This window comes from Pseudoalteromonas sp. MMG010 (assembly GCF_018100905.1).
Classification (GTDB): domain Bacteria; phylum Pseudomonadota; class Gammaproteobacteria; order Enterobacterales; family Alteromonadaceae; genus Pseudoalteromonas.
The window spans coordinates 125992-151417 of sequence record NZ_JAGJEG010000004.1; the positions used below are offsets into that span (position 1 = coordinate 125992).

The following is a 25426-nucleotide window of genomic DNA, read 5'->3' on the forward strand; positions in this document are numbered from 1 at the left end:
GCTAGAAGCTCTGCAACTACCTTTGCAATATGTATGATATATTTCTTGTTAAATATAAAAATAGATTAAATAATAAGTAATCCATCTGCCCCTTAAGAATCAACTCAATAAAAGTAAATTTTAAACTCCCCGCTAAAGCTGACGCCACTTTTAATATTATATTTGTGAGATATCTCTTACGGTGTTGCCAGCATATGAGTAAACACACGTATCAAAATGCAGCACATTAACTCTAAGCAACTGTAATATATAACTTTTATTTTAATCACAATAAAGCTCAATGCTTACAAAGCCTGTTTAGAGCTATTCTATTCCCATAATTAACCTATAATTACCTACATCAAAGCAAAGATGCTTAATAAGTAAGCTAGGATGGTTTACTTGTATAACCAATGAAAGGTTTAGCAGGAAGTTAGGATATAAAGGACAGGCTCAGGATGAGTACCGCAATGGATTTGTTTAATATATGGATAGCATTAGGACGATGCATAATGGATAGCAACAGGGTGTTGCAATAACAGGATGTTAAAATGGAAATAAGGACAGGCCTTTAAGGTAACGCAATGGAACTGTTTTAATGGATTACATCAGGATGATGTGAAAAAAGGATGGTAATAGATTTTACCTTACAGGATGTAATGGAGTAAAAGGAAATAGGCCCGGATGGCCTACGTTGAATAGAACGAAAAGTAATATATCAACAGACATGGAAATGTATTCATTTGGAAATGATTAAGCTCGTTGCAGGATGCAAAAAATTAGAAGATTCCGCAAGCGCGCCTATTTATTAGAGCGCGCTTTTCTTTATCTAAAATTTATTACCTACTTACGATTCACCTAATATCAAACGCAACTCTTACTTTATAAAATATCGAACATCATAAATCAGCCGGATATTTTTCAGATGTATTAATCATTTATATCATTGAAAATCGCCCTTCTCTGCCTTTACTGTAATTAATTAAATTCGAAGCTTATTTTATTTTGTTTAGATCTATTTCATATTCAGTCGTTGACCTTTTGGTCAACAAAGTTAAAAATGAATCACTGTTTAATCATGCTAACCTCAATAATGACTACTGAAATAAAGTTGAATAAAAAAGAAGTTACCCGAGAAAAAAACCAACAATTAATTCTAAATGCAGCAGAGCAGTTGTTTTCTCAACTAGGCTACGATGGCGCTAGTATGAGCATGATTGCCAAAGCAGCACAAGTTCCAAAGGCTAACATTTTATATTACTTTAAAAGTAAAGATGGCTTATACGAAGCAGTTATAGACCGCATTGTAGTCAATTGGAACCTTGGGTTAAATGATATAAACGCAACACAAGAACCTGCCATTGTTTTATACAATTACATAAAAAACAAAGTAAGCTTATCTATTGCACAACCGCTACAATCTCGATTATTTGCCGGTGAAGTGCTACGAGGTGCCCCTTATTTACAAAATTATATTAGCAGTAGCACTCGGCCTTGGGTGAAGAAAAAAGCTGCACTATTCCAAAGCTGGATTGATCAAGGAAAGATTGATAGCGTTAATCCTTACCACCTGCTATTTACAATTTGGTCTACCACGCAATACTACGCTGACTTTCAAAGTGAAGTTTTATTAATTTTAGATAAAAAAGATTACACACCACAAGATATCACCGAAATCACCGACTCAATTGCACAAATTATATTAAAAGGTATTGGCCTGAGCGTACCGACGAAAAATGAATAACTAACGGTGCAAGTGCTTCTTTAGGTAAATTAAAAAACACTTTCTTTATAGCAATATAAACATACTTTTATACGGATATTTGGCGGCTATCTTGGTGCAAGTACGCACCAACTTAATACAATAACAGCTATTTAACCTCATTCAATTTACTTTATTCTTAACTGAATTTTGTAATAAAAAGCTAACAACGCCAAAAAACCTGACCGAACGGACAACTTTATTGGATTTGGCATTGCTTTTGCTAGCTTAATAAGTAATAAATAAGCTAGCCGGTCATAATGTGGCGAAAAGTAAAAACAATAACTAAAAAGCGGCACCACTCATTTAATTACTTTTAATGTGTTAAATAATAATGACAGCCTTATTTATCCCTATTTAAAATAACGAGTTGAATAATGAATATTGCAACCAGTAATCAGTTAACTGGCATTTTTTGTCAGCATGGTCCTAAAAATTGGCAAACAAGTCATACCGGGCCTTTAGTAAATAAACGCCTCGCAGTGAAAGACGTTTTTGCCGTAAAAAACCATATTAATAGTGCAGGAAATCCAAGCTGGTTTAACTCAAGCAATGTTGCGATAAAAAATGCCGATGCAATTAATAAATTAATGGAAGCTGGAAGCTGCTTTATTAGCTTCACTCATACCGATGAGCTTGCCTATAGCCTAGAGGGCAATAATATTCATTATGGTGCTGCTGAAAACCCACATTTTCCAGGGCATGCATGCGGTGGCTCGAGCATGGGCTCTGCTGCTGCGGTAGCAGCTAACTTAGCTGATATTGGTTTGGGTACTGACACAGGGGGCTCAATTCGTATCCCTGCCAGTTATTGCGGTTTGTATGGTATAAGGCCCAGCCATAATGTAATCGACACCGAAGGGCTTATTCCCCTTGCTCCTCCTTTTGATACCATTGGTTGGTTTACACAAAGTGCCGATTTACTCAGTAACGTAGGTGATGTACTGCTTCCTGAGCAAGAAATTACCCCCGTTAATACCCTAATCGTCGCTGAGCAATTATTTGATTTAGTAGATGTATCACTGCGCAGCAATCTAGTCGCAGCATTAGATAAGATAAAACCCTACTTTAAAGAAGTAAAAACACTTCAGCTACCTAATGATCAAATTCTTAGTGAACTTGCCGATACTTTTAGAATATTACAAGGGCGTGCCATTGCAAAAACTCATCGCCACTGGTTAGAAAACACGACACCTAAACCGGAATTTTCAGAGGCAATTCAAGCGCGATTTGATATGGCGCTTGGGTTAAGTGAAGCACAACAAAAAGAAGCGCAACAAGTACAACAACAATGGCAAAAAGTGATTGATGCTAATTTAAACAAAAATAGCTGTTTGTTTTTACCAACAACCCCCACTACAGCACCAAAATTAGGGGCTGATACCGGGCCATTAAGAATGCAAATATTAACGCTCTCTGCAATGGCTGGATTAAGTGGCTCGGCACAAGTGCATTTACCTTTAACACCTACGGCTAATGGCCACCCTTATGGATTTTCATTAATGATGAGCCATGCAAACGACAAAAGCTTATTAGCTTGCGCCACACACATAAGCAATCAATTTAAGCAGGATACCTCGCTATGACAACAGCAAATATTGCATTTACAGCGCCACACTTTAGTGCAACTAATGCGGGTTTAAGTATTTTAAAACAAGGCGGGACAGCCACCGAAGCCATGGTTGCCGCAGCGGCGGCTATTAGTGTGGTTTACCCTCATATGAACTCAATTGCAGGTGATGGTTTTTGGTTAATCGATAATGCTAATCAAAAAATACCGATTGCAATAGATGCTTGTGGTCGTGCATTAGCAGATACAGAAACTTATCAAACATTAAACCATATCCCTGAGCGTGGTGGATTAAGTGCGCTTAGCCAAGCTGGTACAATTCGGGGCTGGCAAAAAGCATTATCTCTTGATGAGTTCGCATCATTGCCATTAACCGATATTTTAGCCCCCGCTATCGCCCTTGCTAAAGATGGTTTTAAAGTAACTAAAAGCTTACAAGCTGCATGTGAAAAACTGGCCGCGGTAGATGAAACCAATCAAGCCTTTAAAGAATTGTATATTCCTAATGGTCAACCATTGCAAGCAGGGATGCATTTTAAAAATCCTAAGCTAGCAAAAACCTTTGAATATTTAGCCAAGCAAGGGTTAGATGCCTTTTATCACGGAGACCTTGCCAACTCCTTTGCAAACGACTTATCTGCCGCAGGTAGCAAGTTAACAGCTAACGATATGGCTTGCACACAAGCCGATGTGGTCTCTCCTCTTGTCGTAAATATGTCGGGGATTTCATGCTTTAATTTACCCGCACCAACACAAGGTGTTCATTCTTTACAAATTTTAGGCACGATAGAAAAACTAAAGCACCTCGCCCACAACGATGCCGACTGGACGCACCTTATTGTAGAGGCAACAAAACAAAGTTTTACTCATCGCCCAACACTTTGGGCTGATCCTAATGTACTTGGCACTGAGTATAAAGAGGCATTAACTGATCATACTTTAACTAAGCTCAGCGATAACATTGATATGCAACGCGCTAAAAGCTGGCCTTTTAATGCCGAACCGGGCGATACAGTGTGGATGGCTGCAAGAGATAAAAACGGGCAATTAGTTAGCTTTATTCAAAGTGTTTATTGGGAATTTGGCAGTGGCGTACTCATGAGTGAAGGTGGCTTTGTATGGAATAATCGTGGTTTAAGTTTTAGCCTTAACAAAGGTGAAGCAAATGCATTAACTCCCAATAAAAAGCCCGCCCATACATTAAACCCCGCTATGGCAAAGTTTGATGATGGCCGCAGACTTGCTTACGGCACAATGGGAGGCGAAGGGCAGCCACAAACTCAAGCGGCTGTATTTAGCAATTATGTTTGGCGCAATAAAACAATTAATGAAGCGATTAGTGCGCCACGCTGGTTACTTGGCCGTACATGGGGTAGCACCAGTACAAACTTAAAAATTGAACAGCAATTAGCACAACAAATTAAAAGCAATTTAACTCAACGTGGACACGACTGGGTCAGCGTAGAAAATAACAACGAAATGATGGGTCATGCAGGGGCTATAATCGATACTCCTCATAGCCTAGAAGCAGCAACAGACCCTCGCTCCGACGGCCTTGCAACTGCAACATCAACTTTATAGGGATCTCATGTCAGAATTAATTAATCAATGGCCTATCGTCGTGGCCTTAATTGCTACCGGTATTTTTGCTGGTATTTTAGCCGGTTTATTTGGTGTCGGTGGCGGCATTGTAATAGTACCCGTTTTGTATTTTTTATTACAAGGTTTTGGTGTCAGCCCTGAGTCAGCCATGATGATAGCAACCGCTACGTCATTGGCAACCATCGTGCCAACATCATTATCATCAATTCGATCACATCACAGCAAAGGGAATATAGATTTAGCACTGATTAAACTTTGGGCCCCTTTCATTTTAATTATGGCGATTATTGGCAGTTTTGTTGCTCATTCAGTACGCGGCAATGCACTGGTTCTTATGTTTGCATGCATCGCTATATTAGTAAGTTTAAATATGCTGTTTAGAGCGGGTTCACCGGCATTAGTCAGTCAACTCCCCGGTAAGTTAGGCCAAGCGATTATGGCCTCTATCGTTGGTGGTTTTTCAGTGATGATAGGCATTGGCGGTGGCACAATCGGCGTGCCTTTACTTAGTGCTTTTAATGTACGTGCGCATGTAGCGGTTGGCACTGCAGCAGTATTTGGTTTACTCATTGCTTTACCGGGCGTAATTACCTTATTAAGCATTGGAACAACACCTAATGATGCCCCCATAGGCACTTGGGGTCTTGTTAATATACCTGCTTTTTTACTTATTATACCGCTCACTATTTTATTTGCGCCACTGGGTGTAAAAATAGGTAGTAAGCTTGATCAAAAACAATTAAAACGCGCTTTTGCCGTTGTGCTGATGCTAACAGGCATTCGCATGTTGACTCAGACTCTGGGAGCTTAAAAATATGTTTAGTGAAACTCAAATTCAAACGTTAAATCCACCGCAGCGACTACTAATGGGCCCAGGTCCTATTAATGCTGATCCTCGAGTATTACGTGCAATGTCTGCACAATTAATTGGTCAATACGACCCTGTTATGACCGGCTTTATGAACGAGACAATGGCTCGTTACCGCGAAGTTTTTAAAACCAAAAACGAGTGGACCATGTTAATAGATGGCACCTCTCGGGCAGGTATTGAAGCCGTACTATGCTCAATTTTGCGTCCTGGCGATAAAGTACTTGTGCCAATAATGGGACGGTTTGGTCACTTACTCGCAGAGATTGCCGAGCGTGTTGGCGCAAAAGTACACACCATTGAAGTGCCATGGGGTGAAGTATTTACACCAGAGCAAATAGAAAAAGCAATTGTCACGATAAAGCCGCATGTATTAGCAATGGTACAAGGTGATACTTCAACAACCATGAACCAGCCACTGGCTCATATTGGCGATATTTGTGAAAAACACGACGTACTTTTTTACTGTGATGCAACCGCATCTATAGTCGGCAATGAACTGCCAGCCGATGAATGGAAACTTGATGCATTATCTGTTGGTTTACAAAAGTGTTTAGGGGGACCATCAGGATCGGCGCCACTCACCCTAAGTGATAAATGTGCCGACTGGATTCAAAAACGTAAAAAAGTAGAAGCTGGAATACGTACCGCAGATCACCAAGATGGTATTGAGCCATTTGTACGCTCGAACTATTTTGATTTAGGCATGATTATGAATTACTGGGGCGAAGAGCGCTTAAATCATCATACCGAAGCCACCAGTATGCTTTATTGTGCCTCTGAGTGTGCACGGATAGTCATTGAAGAAGGTGTTGATAACTGTGTCGCACGCCATAAGCTCCACGGCGATGCTATGTTACATGGGATTGAGGCTTTAGGGCTTAAAGTATTTGGTAATTTAGATCATAAAATGAATAACGTATTAGGTGTATACATCCCACAGGGTATTAATGCCGATCATGTTCGTGGCCAAATGCTTAGTGATTTTGGGATTGAAATTGGCACTTCGTTTGGTCCACTACATGGCAAAATTTGGCGTATCGGTACTATGGGTTATAACGCACGTAAAGATGCCGTACTGCAAACACTTGCCAGTTTAGATGCCTGTTTACATGCTAATGGCTACAAAGGTCCTAAAGGCGAGGCTGCTCTTGCTGCCTTATCTCATTATAAATAAACCATTAACTCAATAAGGAATCGCATGACTACATTGAACCCAGACCTTGCTAATACCCATGCAGCCCGTGCTTTACTACGCTGTAAAACGCTGAGTGCTATTTCGCAAATGCAAGGCGGTATTCACCGTGAGTATTTATCTAAGGAGCACCAAGCATGTAATAAAATTGTGGGTCAGTGGATGAATGATGCAGACATGCAGACATGGCAAGATGAAGTAGGTAACCTATGGGGCAGCCTACGCTCATCAAACCCAAATGCAAAACGTTTAATTATAGGCTCTCACTTAGATACAGTACCAAATGCCGGAGCTTACGATGGAATTTTAGGGGTTATGCTAGCAATAGAGTTAGCAGCCTTGGCAAAACAATTAAATCTTGATTTGCCTTTTCATTTAGATGTTGTCGGGTTTTGTGATGAAGAAGGGACCCGCTTTGCCACCACCCTTATTGGCTCAAAAGCATTAGCTAATGAGTTTAATCCAAGTTGGTTAGCAATTACCGATACCCAAGGCATGTCTATGCGCCAAGCCATGCTGGATTTTGGCTTACAACCCGATGATTTTGCAAAAGCAGCCCTTAACCCAGATGAAATTCTGGCTTATTGGGAGGCTCACATAGAGCAAGGTCCAGTGCTAGAGTCTGTAGATCAAGCGTTAGGTGTCGTTACCGCGATTGCAGGCGCTAAACGCGCTATGATCACACTAACCGGCCACAGTGGGCATGCAGGCACAACACCTATGAATTTACGCCAAGATTCAGTGACCGCAGCAGCCGAACTCGTTATTGCGATTGAAAAGCTCGCTAACGATTGTAAAAATGGTGAAGTGGCTACCGTAGGACAAGTCCATGTGCGCCCCGGAGCAACAAATGTTATTGCTGGAAAAACGACGATTAGCCTAGATGCCCGCGCACAAAGTGATAACGATTTAGCAGACTTAATTAGCAACATAGAAAGTACAGCAGAAAAAATTGCCAAACAACGTAACTTAACCATTCAATGGCAATGGACACACGCGGCAGAGGCCGTGCAATGCGATAGCTATATTCAGGCACTATTTAGCCAAGCATGTACTTTAAACCAAGAAAACTCACCTTTTCTGGCATCTGGAGCTGGTCATGATGCGATGGCCATTGCACCTATCTGCCCTATTGGGATGTTATTTATTCGTAGCCCTGGTGGAATTAGCCATCATCCTGCAGAAGCTGTTATTGATGAAGATGTAACTAAAGCGCTAAATGTCATGTTCAGCGCATTGGTATTACAAGCAAATAAAAGCAGTAAAGATTAAAATAGCAGCACCTATTTCGATTTTTTATTGTTTATGTAATGATATACCCAACACAATACCTGTGTATTGAACATAAATCGGCAGATTAACACGCAAGTCACTGCCATAACTCCCATTGGAGCTATGGCTTTGATCGTATTTACGATCATACCTAGCTCAATTATATTGGAAAATATGAAATGAGCACACCTCAACGACTATGGATTAAGCACCCATCAGCTATTTTTACAGCTAATGGCCAAGATGCCAAAAATGGCATTGTTATAGACAAAACAACAGGCACAATTATTGAGCTTGTTCCTTCATTTTCAACTCCTCAATCACCCATTGATGAAGTATTTGACGCATCTCAGCACGTTGTTTTACCAGGGCTTATTAATACTCACCATCATTTATATCAAACGTTAACTCGTGCATTTCCTGGCGCAATTAATAAACCGTTGTTTCCTTGGTTAAAAAGTTTATACCCTATTTGGGCTAAGTTAATGCCAAATATGATCCATGCCTCGACCCAATTAGGGTTAGCCGAATTAATTTTATCAGGCTGCACCACCGTAGCCGATCATCATTATTTATTTCCGCAGGCAATAGAGCACGCTATTGATTTACAAGTAATTGCAGCAAAACAAATGGGATGCAGAGTAACATTAACCCGAGGCTCAATGAGCCTAGGTGAAAAAGATGGCGGCCTCCCTCCTCAGCAAACAGTGCAAACTGACTCTCAAATTTTAACCGATTCAGCACGCTTAATTAATGAATACCATGAGCATCAAACTGGCAGCATGATCAATATTGCGCTTGCTCCGTGTTCTCCCTTTTCAGTGACTACTGAGCTAATGAAAGAAACCGCCGCCCTTGCCCGCAAACACAAAGTGATGCTGCACACTCACTTAGCAGAAACCGAAGACGAAAATGATTTTTGCATCAAAATGTTTGGTATGCGCCCACTTGACTACCTTGAATCAGTTGGCTGGCTTGCCAGTGATGTATGGCTTGCTCATGGAATTTATTTTAATGACGAAGAAATACAGCGCCTAGGGAAAGCAAAGGTAGGGATATGTCACTGCCCATCATCTAACATGATTTTAGCTTCGGGTATTTGCCGTACAAAAGAGCTCGAAGCTGCTGGTGTTAAAATAGGCTTAGGTGTCGATGGCTCAGCATCTAACGATGGGTCTAATATGATTCAAGAAGTAAGGCAAGCTTTAATGATTAACCGCTTACGTTATAGAGCAAACGAAGTCACTCATTTAGATGCACTCTATTGGGCAACAAAAGGTTCCGCACAGGTGATTGGCCGCTCTGATATCGGTGAACTAGCCGTTGGTAAGCAGGCCGATATTGCTTTATTTAAACTCGATGAGTTACGTTTTTCTGGCAGCCATGATCCACTGGCCGCTTTAGTGTTATGCGGAGCACACAGTGCAGATGCTGTAATGTGTAAAGGCCAATGGCTAGTCAAAGACGCACAATTACTTAGTCACGATCTTAATGAGATTAAAAATCAACACCATAATTTAGCGAAACAACTTATTCTTTCTTAATGTTTTATACCACCTAAATGTCTGCGGCTTATTAAAAAGTAAGCCGCAGATATCACTTACTCATTCACTTCATATGGTAAAGAGTTTTTATACTCTGCCCAGTGAGTAACAATATCATTCACAACAATACTTCCCACTGAGTATGCTGACTCTAATGATGATTGCAACCCAGCAAAACCGTTTTCACCACTTTCTAACTTTAAATTCTCTGCCGCAGTTAAACTCTCTGGCTGCATACTATAGTTACTGCCCGTTCTAAGCACCATAAAACGGCTTTTATCGGCTTTATTTGCCGCATCTAAATACGTTAAAGCTTGATAAGTACCTGTATCTTCCATACCAGAAGTGACAAAGTTAGCTTCGCCATTACTCCAAAATTTACTCCATGAGTTTGCCCACTCATTAAGTAATTTACCATGCCAAAAAGTAGATGCCGCCATATGATCGCCTTTAAGTACAAAAGGAGGTAATTGTGCTTTTGGGTAATTAACATACTTTGCTCTAAGTGCTTGCATTGCAGGGTAATCGGTTAATGGTGTCTCTTTTGTTAACTCAAAAGCCCAATCGGCAAGTTGTGCATTAATTTTATATACTTCACCTGCTGGGGTATGATTTGTAGCAGCAGCCGTAGCTCCTTGCTTATAAGGTCCATGTGAGAATAACGGGAAATAACCACTTTCCCAATCACTGGGTATCTCTCGCGCATCAATTTCATGAGACAAATCACCATCAATTAACCATGTAGTCCATACAGCCGAACCAATTGATGCATCATGCGGGTCGATACCAGCGATACCAGCGACTAACCAGTAAGCTTTTGTTAAATCAAAACGAGGGTCTAAACCAAGCGCCATAATAGCGGAAGCTGAACGCGCTGTACCCATACCTGTTACCATGCCTAAAACACCTGTTTCTTCATTAAAATACAGGTCATGGTGTGATTGTGGAAAATCAAATTTCTTTGTTAATTTTTGTCCTGCTTTCCATAATTGAAATTCACCGGCTTTATCACCTTCATCTTCACCAATTTCAAACATGTTCACAACAACAACCTTCACCTCTACTTTTGGCTCTTGAGAAGCTGCGGGAGTGGTTTTGCTGATATTTGTATTTTGCTCGCAACCGGTAACAAGCAGTGTAAAAGCACAAAGTAATAATGTGTTAAATAAGTATTTCATTTTTTTCCTTTTTCTTTTTATATGTCAGAAGTTGAAAAAAAAGTGAAACATAAATCACTATGTTTCACTTTCTAGGAAGAAACCACAAATCACTTTAAACAGTGGTTATGGGTTTGCTATTTACTTTAAAATTTATAAGTAAATTTAGCTTGAACATTACGCGGTAACTCAGGCAATACAACTTGAGAACCAAATAAATCAGGGAAGTTTGCACGGTAGTAAGTTTCATTCGTTAAGTTTTTAACGGTAAAACTTGCAGTCCAATCTTTCGCTTCATAAAAAACACCGGCATTTACTAAAGTATATGCTGGTAATTCAACCGCTTGTGAGAAGCCTGAATAAGTTGAGTCAACATCTACAACACTTAAGTTAGCTGCAAAGCCATTTTCGAAGTCGTAAGTTGCTGTCACACTATAAATGTTTTCAGGTACACCGGCTTTTAAACCAGACTCTTCATCAGGTACTAATGTTAAACCGATAACAGCACCACCGTAGATTAATGAAGGGTCGCTAAGATTAGTTAAATCTTCAGCACCTAAGAAACCAAACTGACTGCCATCTTCAATAGCGGTTAAGTTATACACTTTTAAGTTAGTGTAACCGCCACTAACTACAAGTTGATCATTAACAACCCAACGTAATTCTAACTCAGTACCTTCGTTACGTGTTGTTGCATTGGTCGTAATTGATTGTGCATTGTAATCAGTACGTTCTTGCTCATACATTGATAATGCAAAATACAAGCTACCTTCAAGGAATGAACCTTTTAAACCAAACTCAGTCAGTGTCGATGTATCAAATGCGCCATTTTCCACCTGCCCAACGCCAATTTCAGCACCTTGACCAGCAACCAAAGTAGCTTGCTCAGCAAGTGTGATATAAGGGATTAAACCAAACTCTGATTTGTAAGAAATACTGGTATTCCAAGATGTACCGCTAACTGTATCGCTTATTTGTGTTACATTACTTGTATCGGTCGAATCTTCAGCACCTAACAATTTGTAATCGTGGCTCTTACTATCAATATCTATCGTATCATAACGTAGACCGAGTAAGATGTTTAAGCCCCAATCCCAAGTTAGGTTAGTCATTGCGCCTAAACCTAAATCTGTGTAGCTACCCGTATCGTAGTTATCGTAATCTTTATCGATACGTGTCGCTAATAAGCGACGGTCAAGGGCAGTCGATTCCATTGTTAAATCACGGCGATCGAAGTACTCATGGGTAAAGTCATCAGCATGCATAAAGTTTGTATAACGTACTGATGGAGAAATTTGCACTTGCGCGTATAGCGAGCCAATTTCCCATGCATTTGAAAATACAATTTTGTCTTCAATTACATAACTATCGTGTTTTTGCGCAAAACCATACGCATTTTCATTTAAGTTTTCATATCCATCATAAAATAACTGGTTTTTAATTTCCCAGCCATTATCGAGGTAGTAAAACATATCAAAGTAAAATGTTTGAGCCGTATTCACTAGCTGATCATCGGCAGCAACAAGCACCTGATTATGGCTCAGTGTGGCAGTGCCAACATTTTCAAGCATCATTGCATCAGTGGCTTCACTATCTGTAAACGATGAACCTGGTACGTAAAAAAAGCTATTACCAGCGAGGTTTACTTCGTTGTATTCTTGGTGAGAAATTGAGCCATCGCCATCTAAATCTAATGGTTGAGCCGTCCCTGTTGTGTAAGTGCCGTTATCAATTAAATCTTGTGTTAAACGGTTCCAACCTGCTACTTGGTTACCATCAAACTTGTGGTACATACCACCTATTTCAAATCTAAAATTATCAGAAACATCATAATTAAATGAAGCCTGTAAAACCGTTTGGTCTGTATCAGTATTATCGTAGTAACTTCCTGAGTTTTCTATTTCACCATAAATATAGAAACCCGCGTCTTTACCATTAATTTTAGCCGGACCACCTACTTCAGCTGTGATGATATTTTTATCCCAGCTACCTGCGGTAAACGAGAACTCACCTTTGTTTTCTTCAAGGTATTGCCCTGCTGTTGCTCGTGAAGATTTTGGCGTGAAGTTTAAGTAACCACCAATTTTAGCTGGACCATAAATAGGTGAAGCAGGACCTTTAACAATATCAATACTGCTTGATGCACCAATAGGTGTAGGGTAGTTACCTGGGTTATCTAAACGCTTTACACCACGAAAGTAAGTTTCACCCGGTGTACCACGTACATCTAATGACCCTGCCACACCAAAAAATGATTGAGTAAAAGTACCCGGTGCAAAGGCTACTAGCTCATCAATATCACCAATAGCAAAACGTTCCATTTGTTCGCCACTGATGGTCGATACAGAACGAGGAGTCTCTAAAATAGACACACCAAAACCAAATACCGACTCAACAGCCTCACCCGGTAAGCTACCTAGCGATCCTCTAACTTCAATTTTTTCAATATCTTTTGCATCAGCATCTGCAACTGGCTCTTCGGCCGCAAATACATTTGTCGACATACCTAAACCTAACGCAATAGCGCAAGCAAGGTAATTTGCTTTATACTCTCTTGTTTTCATTGTTAATATTTCCCCGTTTAGATGAACTGAAAAGCAACTATATAATTGCTGTTTTTGTTTTTTTAGTTATCAACAGAGTAACAAAGCACAATTAGTGCCATTAATAAAATTTAAAAAACAGAACAATCTGTTTATTTAAACAGCACGTTAAGTTACTGTTTTGTTTAACAATGTTAACAAAGTAAAGGAAATGATATTTAGAAGATATTAATTTACATTTAAAAACAAAGCACTAGATTAGAGCAATTGCACCAACTTAGCACCTTGTTATATTTTCATATTGCAATTATCACACTATTGATAATCACCATTTAAGTAACGAAAAAAAGCAGGGTTTACCCAGATACTTTCACTAAACACAACAAATTTTTCATTATCGATATGAGCATTAATTTGTTTGAGTGTTTTTTCTAAATCTGTATTTAATACTAAGCTAGACGCAACATACCCTTCATACGTTACAGATATTCGCTGTACTTGATGATAATCTTCACGAGCACTTAGCGTACGGTAAAACGGTTGCCACCATGCATCAATAATCAACCCGCTTTCACTGTTATCGTCTTTTTTAGCGTATTGATTAATGAGTGGCATAAACTTTGTTAACGTTTTTTCATCGGCAAAACTAAAGCGAATATCGTACTCTTGGGCAACACGTATTTTTACATTATCTTGGCCCGGCTGCGCATCATCCCACCCATCTCTAATATTAAATGCAGAACTTTTAGCAATAAGCTGCGAAGTAAAATCAATATTATTTGCCGTTAATAAAGCAATAAGTTGCTTTGCATGCACTAACGAGCTGTGACCATACACTAAACTGTTTTTACCCGACGCTAAGGTGGTTACATCCGCTTGTTTTTTTATATTGTAACCTTGCATGACACCTTGTTTTAGCAGTTGGTTAAATAGGTCTCTAAGCGCATCGGGGACGCTAACGGCGCTGACAGAAAAAGACTTTAATGCAGTACAATCTTCAATCAACTTTTTTTCATTTGTAGATGTATCGTCGACGGCTAAGCAACCTAATTTAGCAAGTAATAAATAAGCGGCTTGCTCTTGGCTTTTTTCAGGCTGTAAAGCATGGGCAACTTCGGCTAATTGCGCATTTTTTACAATATCTGTATAAACCTCTTTCGCATAAGCATGACTAAATAAAACAAATGCAAAATAGGTAATACATGTGAAACCGATATAATTTTTTTTAATGTTCATTGCTTAAAAACCTAATTAGAGTGCGTATTTAATGTCGGATAGTGGCGTTTAATAAATTCATTTATTACCGCTTTTTTTGTTAAGCTTTTTTCACCCTGCTTTTTAAAACGTTGAGAAAATTGTGCCATATTGTTATTAAACTGATTTAACAATTGCTGCTTTTGCTCTGCAGCTAAAAAGCTGTAACTAAGCGAATTTTCGCTCAGTAACATAACTTCTTGCCACGATAAGTTAAATGACTTAACAGCTATAAAAAACTCATCGGTTAGGTTTGAGTTAAACATACCTCGGTCGTCTGTTGATAAAGCAACCGGAATACCTGTACGTAAAAATTCAGGAAAGGGATGTTTACTAAAATCATCAACATATTCTAGTAATAAATTGCTGATTAAATTTACTTCTATCAAATATTTATTATGGCGCATTAATAAAACGGTTTGCGGATCACCGAGTAAATTAACCCCATGCCCAATCCTGTCAGCACCTAGTAATAACGTATCTCTGATATGAAAGTTCGGCTCATCGACTTCACCTGCGTGAATAGTTAATGAAATTGCTGGGTATTTTTGTCTAAGCTCGCGCAGTGTCGATAAAAATCGTAATGGATGGCCTTTAGCATTATCCTCTCTACCGACCATATTTATACCGACATAAATATCACGGTTTTTATCAACAAATTTATAAATATCGACTAACTGCTGTTCAGCATTAGGAGCAAAACGTAATAATTGAAAAATCAGCTTAACGGTAACCCCTGTCTCTTTAGCATCTTCCTTGCTTAAACGGTTGCGCACAATATCCAGTGCCGTATCTTGCGATGCTAAGCTCCCTTGTGGTGTATAAAATGCATTTACATTAAATTGGCTTTCTAGGTAAATTAAGCCTTCATTTGCGAATGCTTTCATATTTTTTACCAGCATTTCAGCTGCGATATAAGGATTGTTGGTTAATTCATTTAAGCGTTGCCAATGAGTTTGAAAAAACTCATCTCTCCCTTCATACTTTTTATCTAGCCATAGGCTTTTTTTCCACGCTTCTTTTTGCACTTTAGTGAGCGATGATAAAGCGCTGTAGTTGCTCTTTTCACAATCGCTTAATTGCTGATAGGTATGTTCGCTAATATTAATAAAGGTGAGATTAGGAGGCGAAAAACCAAATGCATTTTGGCCATACCCCTGACATAAGTTTAAAGACGTTTTAGTATAATAAGTATACCCGCCATTTAATTTAGGGTTGGTTGCAAGCGCATACCACCAGCGAGGAAAATTACTTCCACTTGAATGGTTATGCAATTCTCCACCTTTGGGCATATTATATAAAAATGTATATAATTGCTCATCTGATGCTGTCGCTTTAAATTCATCAAACCATGTATTTTGGTCGCTCTCAGTGCTAAATACCGCATCGGCTGCACTGACGTTGTTAAACATAAATAAACCAATAGATAGCGTTACAGCTAATATAATTCGTAGTGATGACAACATGGTTACCCTTCTATTTTAGATTTTAGTTATTTTTATTTAGGTACTTAAAGGTACTTTAAGGCTATTTTCTCCCGCACGACTTAAGTTATATCATTTATAGTTAAGTGCTAAGTAGTTATTTTATTTTCACTTAGATAAGTATATTTTTTAAGATGATTAAAATTCATTACTAAGTTAAAGATAAATGTTGACATAAATACGAGCTTTTGTGATTTTGTTAGCATTAACCTGAATATATATTTAACATAAACGAATGCCAATTTAAAAATATTCAACAATAAAAAATCACTAAAACCGTAATATTCACAAGTAACTTACAATCATTCAATTAAAATAATAAGAGAGAAAAAAATGAGCCAAGTAGATGAAACTGGCGATATCACCCCGAATAAAGTAGGTTTTTTAGAACGCTGGTTTAAATTATCTTCTCATAACACATCAGTTAAAACAGAGTTAATGGCGGGGCTAACAACCTTTGTAACCATGTCTTACATTATGTTTTTAAACCCTATGATCATGTCAAAATCAGGGATGCCTTTTGATGGTTTATTTTTAGCAACTTGTTTAGGGGCGGCCATTGCGACGCTTTTAATGGGGATATATGCAAACTGGCCCGTTGGGCTTGCGCCAGGTATGGGGTTAAATGCTTTTTTTACCTTCACCGTTGTGGGCTCTATGGGCTATAGCTGGGAAATAGCACTCGGTTCTGTATTTTTATCAGGGGTACTTTTTGTTTTAATGAGTGTCACACGCCTCAGAGAGTGGATGCTCAATAGTATACCAATGAGTTTACGCCTTGCCATGACTGCTGGTGTGGGTTTATTTCTTGGATTTATTGGCTTGCGTTTTACTGGTATTGTAATCTCCAGCCCTGACAACCTATTAGCCATTGCCGACCTTAGTCATTTTGGTTTTGGTGAGTTTGGCCCCGAAGCCCCTGCCCTTGGCTTTCTCAGTTTTTTACTTATTGCAATTTTAAGTTATCGCAATATTTTTGGCGCGGTTATTATAGGAATAGCAACGACAACTCTTATTGCATTTATAATGACATGGGTGCTGCCTACTGATTTTTTTGTTGTTGCAGAGGCGGCAAAATCATTTGCTCCCGCCAGCGGTTTCATCAGTTACAACGGACTATTAGCGGTTCCTGAATTTTCTGCTATTGAGCCAATTTTGTTTAAAGCAGACATTATGGGAGCATTTGAAGTTGCACTCATTCCTGTGATCGTTACCTTTCTATTTGTGAATATTTTTGATACTGCGGGTACTTTAATGGGGGTGGCTGAGCGCGCTAATCTACAAGATAAGAATGGGCATATAAAAGGCTTGAATAAGTCATTAAAAGCCGACTCTATTTCATCGGTGATCGGCACCGCTTTTGGTTGCCCACCGGTTACCTCGTATGTCGAATCGGCTACAGGGATATCAGCAGGTGGACGAACGGGATTAACTGCGGTAACGATTGGTTTGTTATTTTTGATGGGGGTGTTTTTCTTGCCTCTTGCGCAAATGCTGCCTGGGTTTGCCGTAGACGGAGCACTTATTTATGTCGCCATGCTAATGATGAGCTCGTTAAAAGGGTTAGATTGGGATGATTTAACAGAATATGCCCCCGCTATTTGCACCACGGTAATGATGGCATTTACCTTTTCAATTTCTAATGGTATCGCGTTTGGTTTTATCACTTATACCGCGCTTAAAGTCGGTACTGGTAAATCTAACCAAGTATCGAAAGGTGTATGGGCACTCACTGTTTTATTTATTGCTAAATTTATTTTTCTGCATGAATAACATCATTTAAAAAATGCTCACCCACCGGGGTGAAAAAAGGGGGGTTACATTAATAATGTAACCCCCCTTTTTTGTATAGCCACACTCGCTTATGTGATATGTAGCGCAAATACTTTGCTATTGTGTATATTAATGCTAACTATGATGTAGAGCTCAATTCATCGGCACTATCTTGCGGTAATAAAATAGTGAGCACAATCGCTGTTAAACCAGAGACCGTAACTGCACTACCAAAAATAGTTTTAATATAAGTTGGCGCATTTAAAAATATCTCAGGGACAAAATTGACTCCCAATCCAATACCAAAGCTCACCGCAATTATTAATAAACTACGACGATTAATTTTTTCTGATGTGAGTATCTTTATCCCGGCCGCCATGACAGTGCCAAACATAACCAGTGTTGCTCCCCCTAATACCGGTTTGGGTATATTTTGTAATGCGGCACCAATCACGGGAAATAAGCCTAAAATCACTAATATTGCACCTATCCAAAGCCCAATATGACGACTTGCCACTCCAGTTAACTGAATCACACCATTGTTTTGACTAAAGGTCGTATTTGGAAAAGTGTTAAATACGGCAGCAATCATTGAGTTGACACCGTCACCTAAAATACCTCCTCGTACACGCTTTAAATAACTAGGTCCTTTAACCGGTAGTTTAGAAATAGCACAGTTTGCAGTGATATCGCCGGTAGACTCAATCGCTGTAATCAAATAAATAAAACCAAAAGCCGCTAAAGCCCCTATATCCACGTTAAACCCATATTTAAAAGGTATTGGAATCGCCACTAAATCAAATTCGCCCATTTCAAATTTAGTGCTCCCAAGTAGCGCAGCTAAAATACACCCCACGACCATAGCAACCACGACAGCGGTTAATCTGATCCATTGGTTTTTACTTACGTTAAGTGCCACCACTAAAGCAACCACGCTAAAGCCAACAAACAAATGGCTCGCCGATGCAAATTGATCTGGCATGTTATCAAGTAACCACTTCCCTCCGGCAATATCTATCATCCCTACTTTTATCAGGGTAATACCTATCATTGTAATTACGACACCGGTAACCACTGGAGTAATAATTTTGCCAAGTTTATTAATAAAAAAGCTCATAAAAATTTCAACAATGGCCGCTAAAAACGCAACGGCAAAAATAGTACCGAGTACTTCATCGTTCGAGCCCCCATTGTTTTTAACTGCAAAACCTGTCGCCAAAATTGTGCCTAAAAAAGCAAAACTTGTTCCTTGTACACAAATAAGGCCTGCTCCAATTCCTGCAAACCGCTTCGCTTGAATAAATGTGCCCACACCAGAAACAATTAACGACATACTAATTAAATAAGGAATGTCGCTTCCCAATCCTAAAATGCCACCAATGATAAGGGTCGGAGTTATGATCCCAACAAAACTGGCTAACACATGCTGTAAGCCTGCAAAAAAAGATTCCATCGCACCGGGCTTATCTTCTACTGCAAAAATAATATCATTTGATGATGTTGCGTCTTTAGCCATTGTATACCCTCTACATACCCCCAAAGGGAGAATTTAATTACATAAATGGCTTTATCAAAGCATTTACATATCAATTAATTTATCGAGATAAATCATTAAAGCGAGCAACTAACACATTTCTGGCAACAACAAATAGCACAATTATTTTTATAATTATTTAGTACTTGTTACTTGCATAAATGCAGTCAATAAGCTCTACTGACCAAACGGTCAAGAATGGCATAATATCTGCAATATACTTACCAAGATGACAAAACATAATTAATACCCGTGCGTATACAACAACAAAAAACAAATAAAAAGCCTTTTAAAATAAAGGCTATAAAAGGGTTAAGGGGGTCAGTTTGATTCAGTTTCTATTAAATGACACACCAATAGAAGTAGAAAAATGTTCGCCAAGTCTCACCATTTTGGACTGGCTTCGCACCAATAAAGGGAAAGTGGGCAGCAAAGAAGGCTGTGCAACTGGCGATTGTGGTGCATGCACCGTATTAGTCGGCGAAGAAATAGTGAACCCGCAAGGGGTGCATTCTTGGCATTATAAAACCATGAATAGTTGCTTATTACTACTAGGTAACGCGCACGCTAAGCATATTGTGACCGTTGAGGGAGTCACTCCCTCACTTTATCCTACATTAAACGAATTACACCCAGTGCAAAGAGCATTGGTTGAATGTCATGGTTCACAATGTGGCTTTTGTACGCCGGGCATTATTATGAGCTTATTGGCACTTTATATAAATAACCCGACTTATCCCGGAAAATCGGCCGTAATACATGCACTCGGTGGTAATTTATGTCGCTGTACGGGTTACAGCCCTATATTATTAGCTGCCGAGCAGGCTTATAGCTACCCACGCAGCAGTGAAAACTACAGCGCATTAGCGACACAATTTAAAGCGTCTATAAGCTGCGAGCAAAACCAAGTACCTTTTTTAACAAATGAGCAGCGCACCTTTTATTTACCACAAACTGCGGCTCAATTAGTTGCATTAAAATCATCACACTTAAACGCCCATTTAGTCACAGGAGGCACCGACTTTGCCATTGAGTTAAGCCAAAACCTGTTACTGCCCGATACCATTATCTCGTTAAGCCAAACCCACGAATTGATGCAGTTGAAAGACAATGAAGGTGAGCTAAATATTGGCGCATCCTTACCTTATAGCCAATTTGTTAGTCAATTTTGTCACTACTACCCTGAGGCTAAAGAATTATTTGAACGCTTAGGTTCAACGCAAGTTCGTAATGGAGGCTCACTCGGTGGCAGTTTAGGAAACGCTTCACCGATAGGCGATCCAGCGCCTTTACTTATCGCACTTAACGCCACAATGGATTTATTATCGGCACGAGGAACACGGACTATAAATGTGGCTGACTTTTTCTTAGATTACCGTAAAACCGTATTAAAAGAAGATGAAGTTATTAGCAATATAACCATCCCTAAACGCAGTAAATCGTTAAAACTGGCTTGTCATAAAATATCAAAACGTTTCGAAGATGATATTTCAACGGTGTGCTTAGTGCTTGCTATTGAACACAACGACAACACGATTACTCATGCACGTTGTGCTATGGGAGGGATGGCAGCCACCCCCAAAAATGCGCCCCATATAGAACAGCAATTAGTGGGTTTGCCACTAAGCGTAGCCAGCTTTAAAGAGGCAGCGAAACACGTTAATTCTGACTTTTCACCTATGAGTGATGTACGCGCAAGTGCTGAATATCGTATAAACGTCACGAAAAACCTTTTACACCGTGTCGGTATTGAGTTTTGCCACAGCGAATTAAAAAACCCAGATAACTTAATTGCCATTACTAGGATTTCACATGCGTCACTTTGAAATGGATAAATTAAAAGCACAAGGTGGCAGTGTCGGTCAATCGAAATACCACGACAGTGCAATAAAGCAAGTATGCGGTAATGCTAACTATGCCGATGATAACCCGGTCCCACAAGGTTGCTTGCATGCGTACCCTGTACTTGCTCCCATTACCAGCGGGACGATTACCGCTATTGATACCAGTAAAGCATTAGCCCTCAAAGGAGTAAAACGCATACTCGGTGCCGATGATGTCCCTGGTAAACTAGATATTGGTCCCGTTTTTCCTGGCGATATACTCCTCACTAAGCACCTAATTCAATATCACGGGCAACCTATTTTAGTGGTGGTTGCAGATAGCCATGAAACAGCCCGCAGAGCAGCAAAAATGGTGAATATTGAATGTCAGCAAAGTACTCCTGTGCTTGATATTAAAGACGCCATTGAAAAACAACATTGGGTACGCCCGCCTCACTCACTTAATAAAGGCGATAGCGCTCAAGCCATTGCGAATGCACACCACCAGCTTAAAGGTGATATTAATATAGGTGGCCAAGAGCACTTTTATTTAGAAGGCCAAATTGCATTATCGCAGCCCGATAATGACGGGGGGATTCATGTTCAATGCTCAACGCAGCACCCTACTGAAGTACAGCATTTAATTGCTAAAATTTTAAATAAACCATTTAGCTTTGTTACAGTTGAAACACGCCGTATGGGCGGTGCATTTGGTGGTAAAGAAACCCAAGGGGCGCCATGGGCATGTTTAGCCGCATTAGCAACATACTATTTAGGCTGTCCTGTAAAACTGCGACTATCACGCAGTGATGACTTTAGATTAACAGGCAAGCGCCACCCTTTTTATAACCAATATCATGTCGGCTTTGATGAAAACGGCTTAATTGAAGGGGCTGATATAACTGTAAATGGTTTTTGTGGCTATTCACCCGATTTATCAGACGCCATTGTAGACCGCGCTATGTTTCATGCTGATAACGCCTACTACTACCCTGCCGCTAAAATCCAAGGTAATCGCTGTAAAGTAAACACAGTCAGCCATACCGCATTTAGAGGATTTGGTGGCCCACAAGGGATGATTATGGGCGAGCTGATTATGGATGATATAGCCGCGAAGCTGGGTAAAGATCCACTAGAAATTCGCAAATTAAATTTATATCGACCAACACGAGATACGACGCCCTACCATCAAACAGTTGAGCAGCATATTTTAAAAGATATGATTAGCGAGTTAGAGCAATCTGGCGATTACTGGGCACGAAAAGACGCCATTAAAGAGTTTAATAAACACTCGCCTATCATTAAAAAGGGTCTGTCGATGACCCCTGTAAAATATGGTATATCGTTTACTGTGCAGCATTTAAATCAAGCCGGTGCGTTAGTGCACGTATACAGTGATGGATCGATTCATTTAAACCATGGTGGCACCGAAATGGGCCAAGGCTTAAATACCAAAATAGCGCAAATAGTGGCTCATGGGTTTGGGGTTGATTTTGAAGCAGTGACAATTAGCGCCACTCGTACCGATAAAGTACCTAATACGTCGCCTACTGCTGCATCTAGCGGAACAGACTTAAATGGAATGGCAGCACTCAATGCGGTTAACACCATAAAACAACGCTTAATTGATTTTATTAAAGAGCACTTTGAAGCACCAGAGCAAAGTATTGAATTTAAAAATAACCTAATCACCTTTAGCAAAGGCGAAATCAGTTTTAGCGAACTGGCAAACCTTGCTTACATGAACCGAGTATCACTGTCATCAACGGGCTATTATGCGACCCCTAAAATTCATTACGACAGAGCAAAAGGTGAAGGTAGACCTTTTTTCTATTACGCCCATGGTGTCGCCCTTAGCGAAGTAGAAGTAGATACACTCACCGGTGAAAATACCGTAACACGCGTAGATATAGTGCACGATGTAGGCAGCTCAATTAACCCCGCTCTTGATATAGGACAAATTGAAGGAGCGTTTATACAAGGCATGGGCTGGTTAACCTGCGAAGATTTGCAATGGAACAATAAAGGCGAATTAGCCAGCTTTGGGCCTGCCAATTATAAAATACCCGCTATTGGCGATACCCCAAGTGAATTTAATGTAAAACTGTATAACTCAGCAAATCCCGAAACCACCGTATTTCGCTCTAAAGCTGTGGGAGAGCCTCCTTTTATGCTGGCATTTAGTGTATGGAGTGCCATTAGAAACGCCATTAGCAGTGTCAGTGATTACCGTTACACAGCTCCATTAGATACCCCCGCAACACCTGAGCGAGTGTTAGCCGCCATTGAGCAAACAACCAAATGGCAGCAGGAACAAGTATGAGCAACTTAAATCAGTCGTTCCAAGGCTTTCATACTCAAAACTGGGCGCAAGCAATATATGACCATGAACAAAGTGGCACCCATTACGTAATTGCAACCGTATTAGGCACAAATGGTTCAACCCCTCGTGCCAGTGGTACAAAAATGGTTATTAGCGCAGAGCATATTTACGACACTTTAGGTGGCGGCCATTTAGAGTATAAAGTGATCGAAAAAGCACGCGAACTATTAGCCGGCGAACAAGCCACTCAAGTTATTGAACAATTTAACTTAAGCGCCAGTTTAGGCCAATGCTGCGGAGGGGTTGCTACCGTTATGCTAGAGTGCATGCAATGCCAACGCTTTAGCTTAGATATTTATGGTGCTGGGCATGTTGCACACGCATTAATTACCATATTAGCGCAGCTCCCCATACGTATCCGATGGATTGATAGTCGCAGTGACGTCTTTCCCGAGTCATTACCTAGTAACGTAACAAAAATTGTAGATGAAGAACCAACGCAACAAGTGGCGTTAGCCCCTAAAAATGGTCACTTTTTAATTTTAACGCATAACCACCAACTCGACTTTGCTTTAACACAGACCATTTTAAAACAAGGTGATGCAAACTGGTTAGGAGTGATTGGATCAGACGCTAAAGCACAACGCTTTAAGCAACGCTTAGCTCATCGTCAATTTAACGAGCAACAAATTGCAACTATGCACTGCCCTGTTGGCCTTGAAAACGTGACGGGTAAATTACCGATGGAAGTGGCTGTATCAGTCAGCGGGCAAATTATTTCGCTCTACCAAGCGCAGCAACCCCCTGCTCCAAAACGCCAAGGCTTACAATGGCGTACATTAAAAAATGCGTTAATAAATACCAACGACAGCACCACTTTGACTAATAGCGAAACCTTATTATGAGCAAAATAAAACTTAATGACTTATCTAAACACCAAGCACAACAAGAACTAACGCATTGCTGTGTTGCTCCTCGCTGGGTTGAAGGCATGATGGCGCTTTGGCCTTTTAACACCCAAGAGCAAATTTTTACTAGCGCAGAGACTGTATGGCAACAGTTAGGTGAGAGCGATTACTTAGCCGCTTTTGAAGGTCACCCACAAATTGGGGATTTATCTACCTTAAGCAAAAAATATGCTGCAACCGCAGATAAAGCAGGCCATGAACAATCAGCAATGAGTGAAGCAGATAAACACACACTAGAGCAAATGATTCGTTTAAATCATGCTTACTTAGAAAAGTTTGGCTTTATTTTTATTGTGTGTGCCACCGGTAAAAGTGCAGCGCAAATGCTAACACTTATCGAGCAACGCATTAATAACGATCGTGATGAAGAACTCATGATAGCGGCTGGCGAGCAGGCAAAAATAACCAAAATTAGATTAGAGAAATTACTATGAGCAAAAGCCCAATTACGTCCCATATATTAGATACAAGCACCGGAAAACCGGCGGTAAATGTCGCTGTAGAGCTTTATAAATTAGTTGATAATGAATGGCTATTTTTAACAAAAGCAAACACCGACGACGATGGCCGCATTACCGATTGGTTAGCACCTGATACCCTGATTGATTTTGCTACCTATAAATTAGTTTTTGACCTTGATAGCTACTACAGTAATACAACCACAGCGGCATTTTACCCTGAAGCGCAAATTACCTTTAGATTACAAGATACTAAGCATCATCATATTCCGTTACTTCTCTCACCCTTTGGTTTTTCAACTTACAGAGGGAGTTAA

18 protein-coding genes are annotated in these 25426 nt (G+C 39.9%); 13 read left to right on the forward strand and 5 right to left on the reverse strand.

What is annotated here, in order from left to right; all coding sequences use genetic code 11:
• The first annotated feature begins 1072 nt into the window (after nt 1-1072).
• The 7 genes from J8L70_RS06620 (at nt 1073) to J8L70_RS06650 (ending at nt 9792) form a co-directional block, all read left to right on the forward strand.
• On the forward strand, nt 1073-1723 hold the full coding sequence (locus J8L70_RS06620) for a TetR/AcrR family transcriptional regulator (protein ID WP_211054749.1): 651 nt from the start codon (nt 1073-1075) through the stop codon (nt 1721-1723).
• Nucleotides 1724-2118: 395 nt separating this feature from the next.
• Entirely contained in the window at nt 2119-3327 is a 1209-nt protein-coding gene (locus tag J8L70_RS06625) for an amidase family protein (RefSeq protein ID WP_211054750.1), read from the forward strand.
• Nucleotides 3324-4892 (forward strand): gamma-glutamyltransferase, encoded by a 1569-nt coding sequence (locus J8L70_RS06630; RefSeq protein WP_211054751.1) that lies wholly within the window; start codon nt 3324-3326, stop codon nt 4890-4892. The genes J8L70_RS06625 and J8L70_RS06630 overlap by 4 nt, the downstream gene beginning before the upstream one ends.
• A 7-nt stretch (nt 4893-4899) precedes the next feature.
• Nucleotides 4900-5724 (forward strand): sulfite exporter TauE/SafE family protein, encoded by an 825-nt coding sequence (locus J8L70_RS06635; protein ID WP_211054752.1) that lies wholly within the window; start codon nt 4900-4902, stop codon nt 5722-5724.
• A gap of 4 nt (nt 5725-5728) precedes the next feature.
• A complete protein-coding gene (locus J8L70_RS06640; RefSeq protein WP_211054753.1) occupies nt 5729-6958 on the forward strand; it encodes an alanine--glyoxylate aminotransferase family protein in 1230 nt (409 codons plus the stop codon).
• Between the two features lie 24 nt (nt 6959-6982).
• Nucleotides 6983-8248 carry an allantoate amidohydrolase gene (locus tag J8L70_RS06645; protein WP_211054754.1) on the forward strand — a complete coding sequence of 422 codons (1266 nt, stop codon included), beginning with the start codon at nt 6983-6985 and terminating at the stop codon, nt 8246-8248.
• Nucleotides 8249-8427: 179 nt separating this feature from the next.
• The gene (locus J8L70_RS06650; protein WP_211054755.1) at nt 8428-9792 is read left to right on the forward strand and encodes an 8-oxoguanine deaminase; all 1365 of its coding nucleotides are present in this window, start codon (nt 8428-8430) and stop codon (nt 9790-9792) included.
• Nucleotides 9793-9848: 56 nt separating this feature from the next.
• On the opposite strand, the gene J8L70_RS06655 is transcribed toward J8L70_RS06650, so the two are convergent.
• The 4 genes from J8L70_RS06655 to J8L70_RS06670 all read right to left on the reverse strand — a co-directional run bounded on the left by J8L70_RS06655 (nt 9849) and on the right by J8L70_RS06670 (nt 16212).
• Nucleotides 9849-10970: a purine nucleoside permease gene (locus tag J8L70_RS06655; RefSeq protein ID WP_211054756.1), complete on the reverse strand. Its 1122-nt coding sequence runs from the start codon at nt 10968-10970 to the stop codon at nt 9849-9851.
• 125 nt (nt 10971-11095) lie between these two features.
• Complete coding sequence (locus J8L70_RS06660) at nt 11096-13513, reverse strand: TonB-dependent receptor (RefSeq protein WP_211054757.1); 2418 nt, start codon at nt 13511-13513, stop codon at nt 11096-11098.
• A 294-nt stretch (nt 13514-13807) separates the two neighbouring features.
• A complete protein-coding gene (locus tag J8L70_RS06665) occupies nt 13808-14728 on the reverse strand; it encodes a hypothetical protein (RefSeq protein WP_211054758.1) in 921 nt (306 codons plus the stop codon).
• A gap of 11 nt (nt 14729-14739) precedes the next feature.
• Nucleotides 14740-16212 (reverse strand): adenosine deaminase, encoded by a 1473-nt coding sequence (locus J8L70_RS06670; protein WP_211054759.1) that lies wholly within the window; start codon nt 16210-16212, stop codon nt 14740-14742.
• Nucleotides 16213-16563: 351 nt separating this feature from the next.
• On the opposite strand from J8L70_RS06670, the gene J8L70_RS06675 reads away from it, so the two are divergent.
• Nucleotides 16564-18003, forward strand: a complete 1440-nt coding sequence (locus J8L70_RS06675) for an NCS2 family permease (protein WP_211054760.1) — start codon at nt 16564-16566, stop codon at nt 18001-18003.
• A gap of 139 nt (nt 18004-18142) precedes the next feature.
• On the opposite strand, the gene J8L70_RS06680 is transcribed toward J8L70_RS06675, so the two are convergent.
• The gene (locus J8L70_RS06680; RefSeq protein ID WP_211054761.1) at nt 18143-19519 is read right to left on the reverse strand and encodes a nucleobase:cation symporter-2 family protein; all 1377 of its coding nucleotides are present in this window, start codon (nt 19517-19519) and stop codon (nt 18143-18145) included.
• A gap of 344 nt (nt 19520-19863) precedes the next feature.
• Between J8L70_RS06680 and xdhA the strand changes: the two genes are divergently transcribed.
• The 5 genes from xdhA to uraH are packed head-to-tail and all read left to right on the forward strand — an operon-like array spanning nt 19864 to nt 25426.
• A complete protein-coding gene (gene xdhA / locus J8L70_RS06685) occupies nt 19864-21363 on the forward strand; it encodes a xanthine dehydrogenase small subunit (protein ID WP_211054762.1) in 1500 nt (499 codons plus the stop codon).
• A complete protein-coding gene (gene xdhB / locus J8L70_RS06690; protein ID WP_211054763.1) occupies nt 21350-23683 on the forward strand; it encodes a xanthine dehydrogenase molybdopterin binding subunit in 2334 nt (777 codons plus the stop codon). Before xdhA ends, xdhB begins: the two co-directional genes overlap by 14 nt.
• Nucleotides 23680-24588 (forward strand): xanthine dehydrogenase accessory protein XdhC, encoded by a 909-nt coding sequence (xdhC, locus tag J8L70_RS06695; protein ID WP_211054764.1) that lies wholly within the window; start codon nt 23680-23682, stop codon nt 24586-24588. The genes xdhB and xdhC overlap by 4 nt, the downstream gene beginning before the upstream one ends.
• Nucleotides 24585-25085, forward strand: a complete 501-nt coding sequence (gene uraD / locus J8L70_RS06700; protein ID WP_211054765.1) for a 2-oxo-4-hydroxy-4-carboxy-5-ureidoimidazoline decarboxylase — start codon at nt 24585-24587, stop codon at nt 25083-25085. The genes xdhC and uraD overlap by 4 nt, the downstream gene beginning before the upstream one ends.
• Nucleotides 25082-25426: a hydroxyisourate hydrolase gene (gene uraH / locus J8L70_RS06705; RefSeq protein WP_211054766.1), complete on the forward strand. Its 345-nt coding sequence runs from the start codon at nt 25082-25084 to the stop codon at nt 25424-25426. The genes uraD and uraH overlap by 4 nt, the downstream gene beginning before the upstream one ends.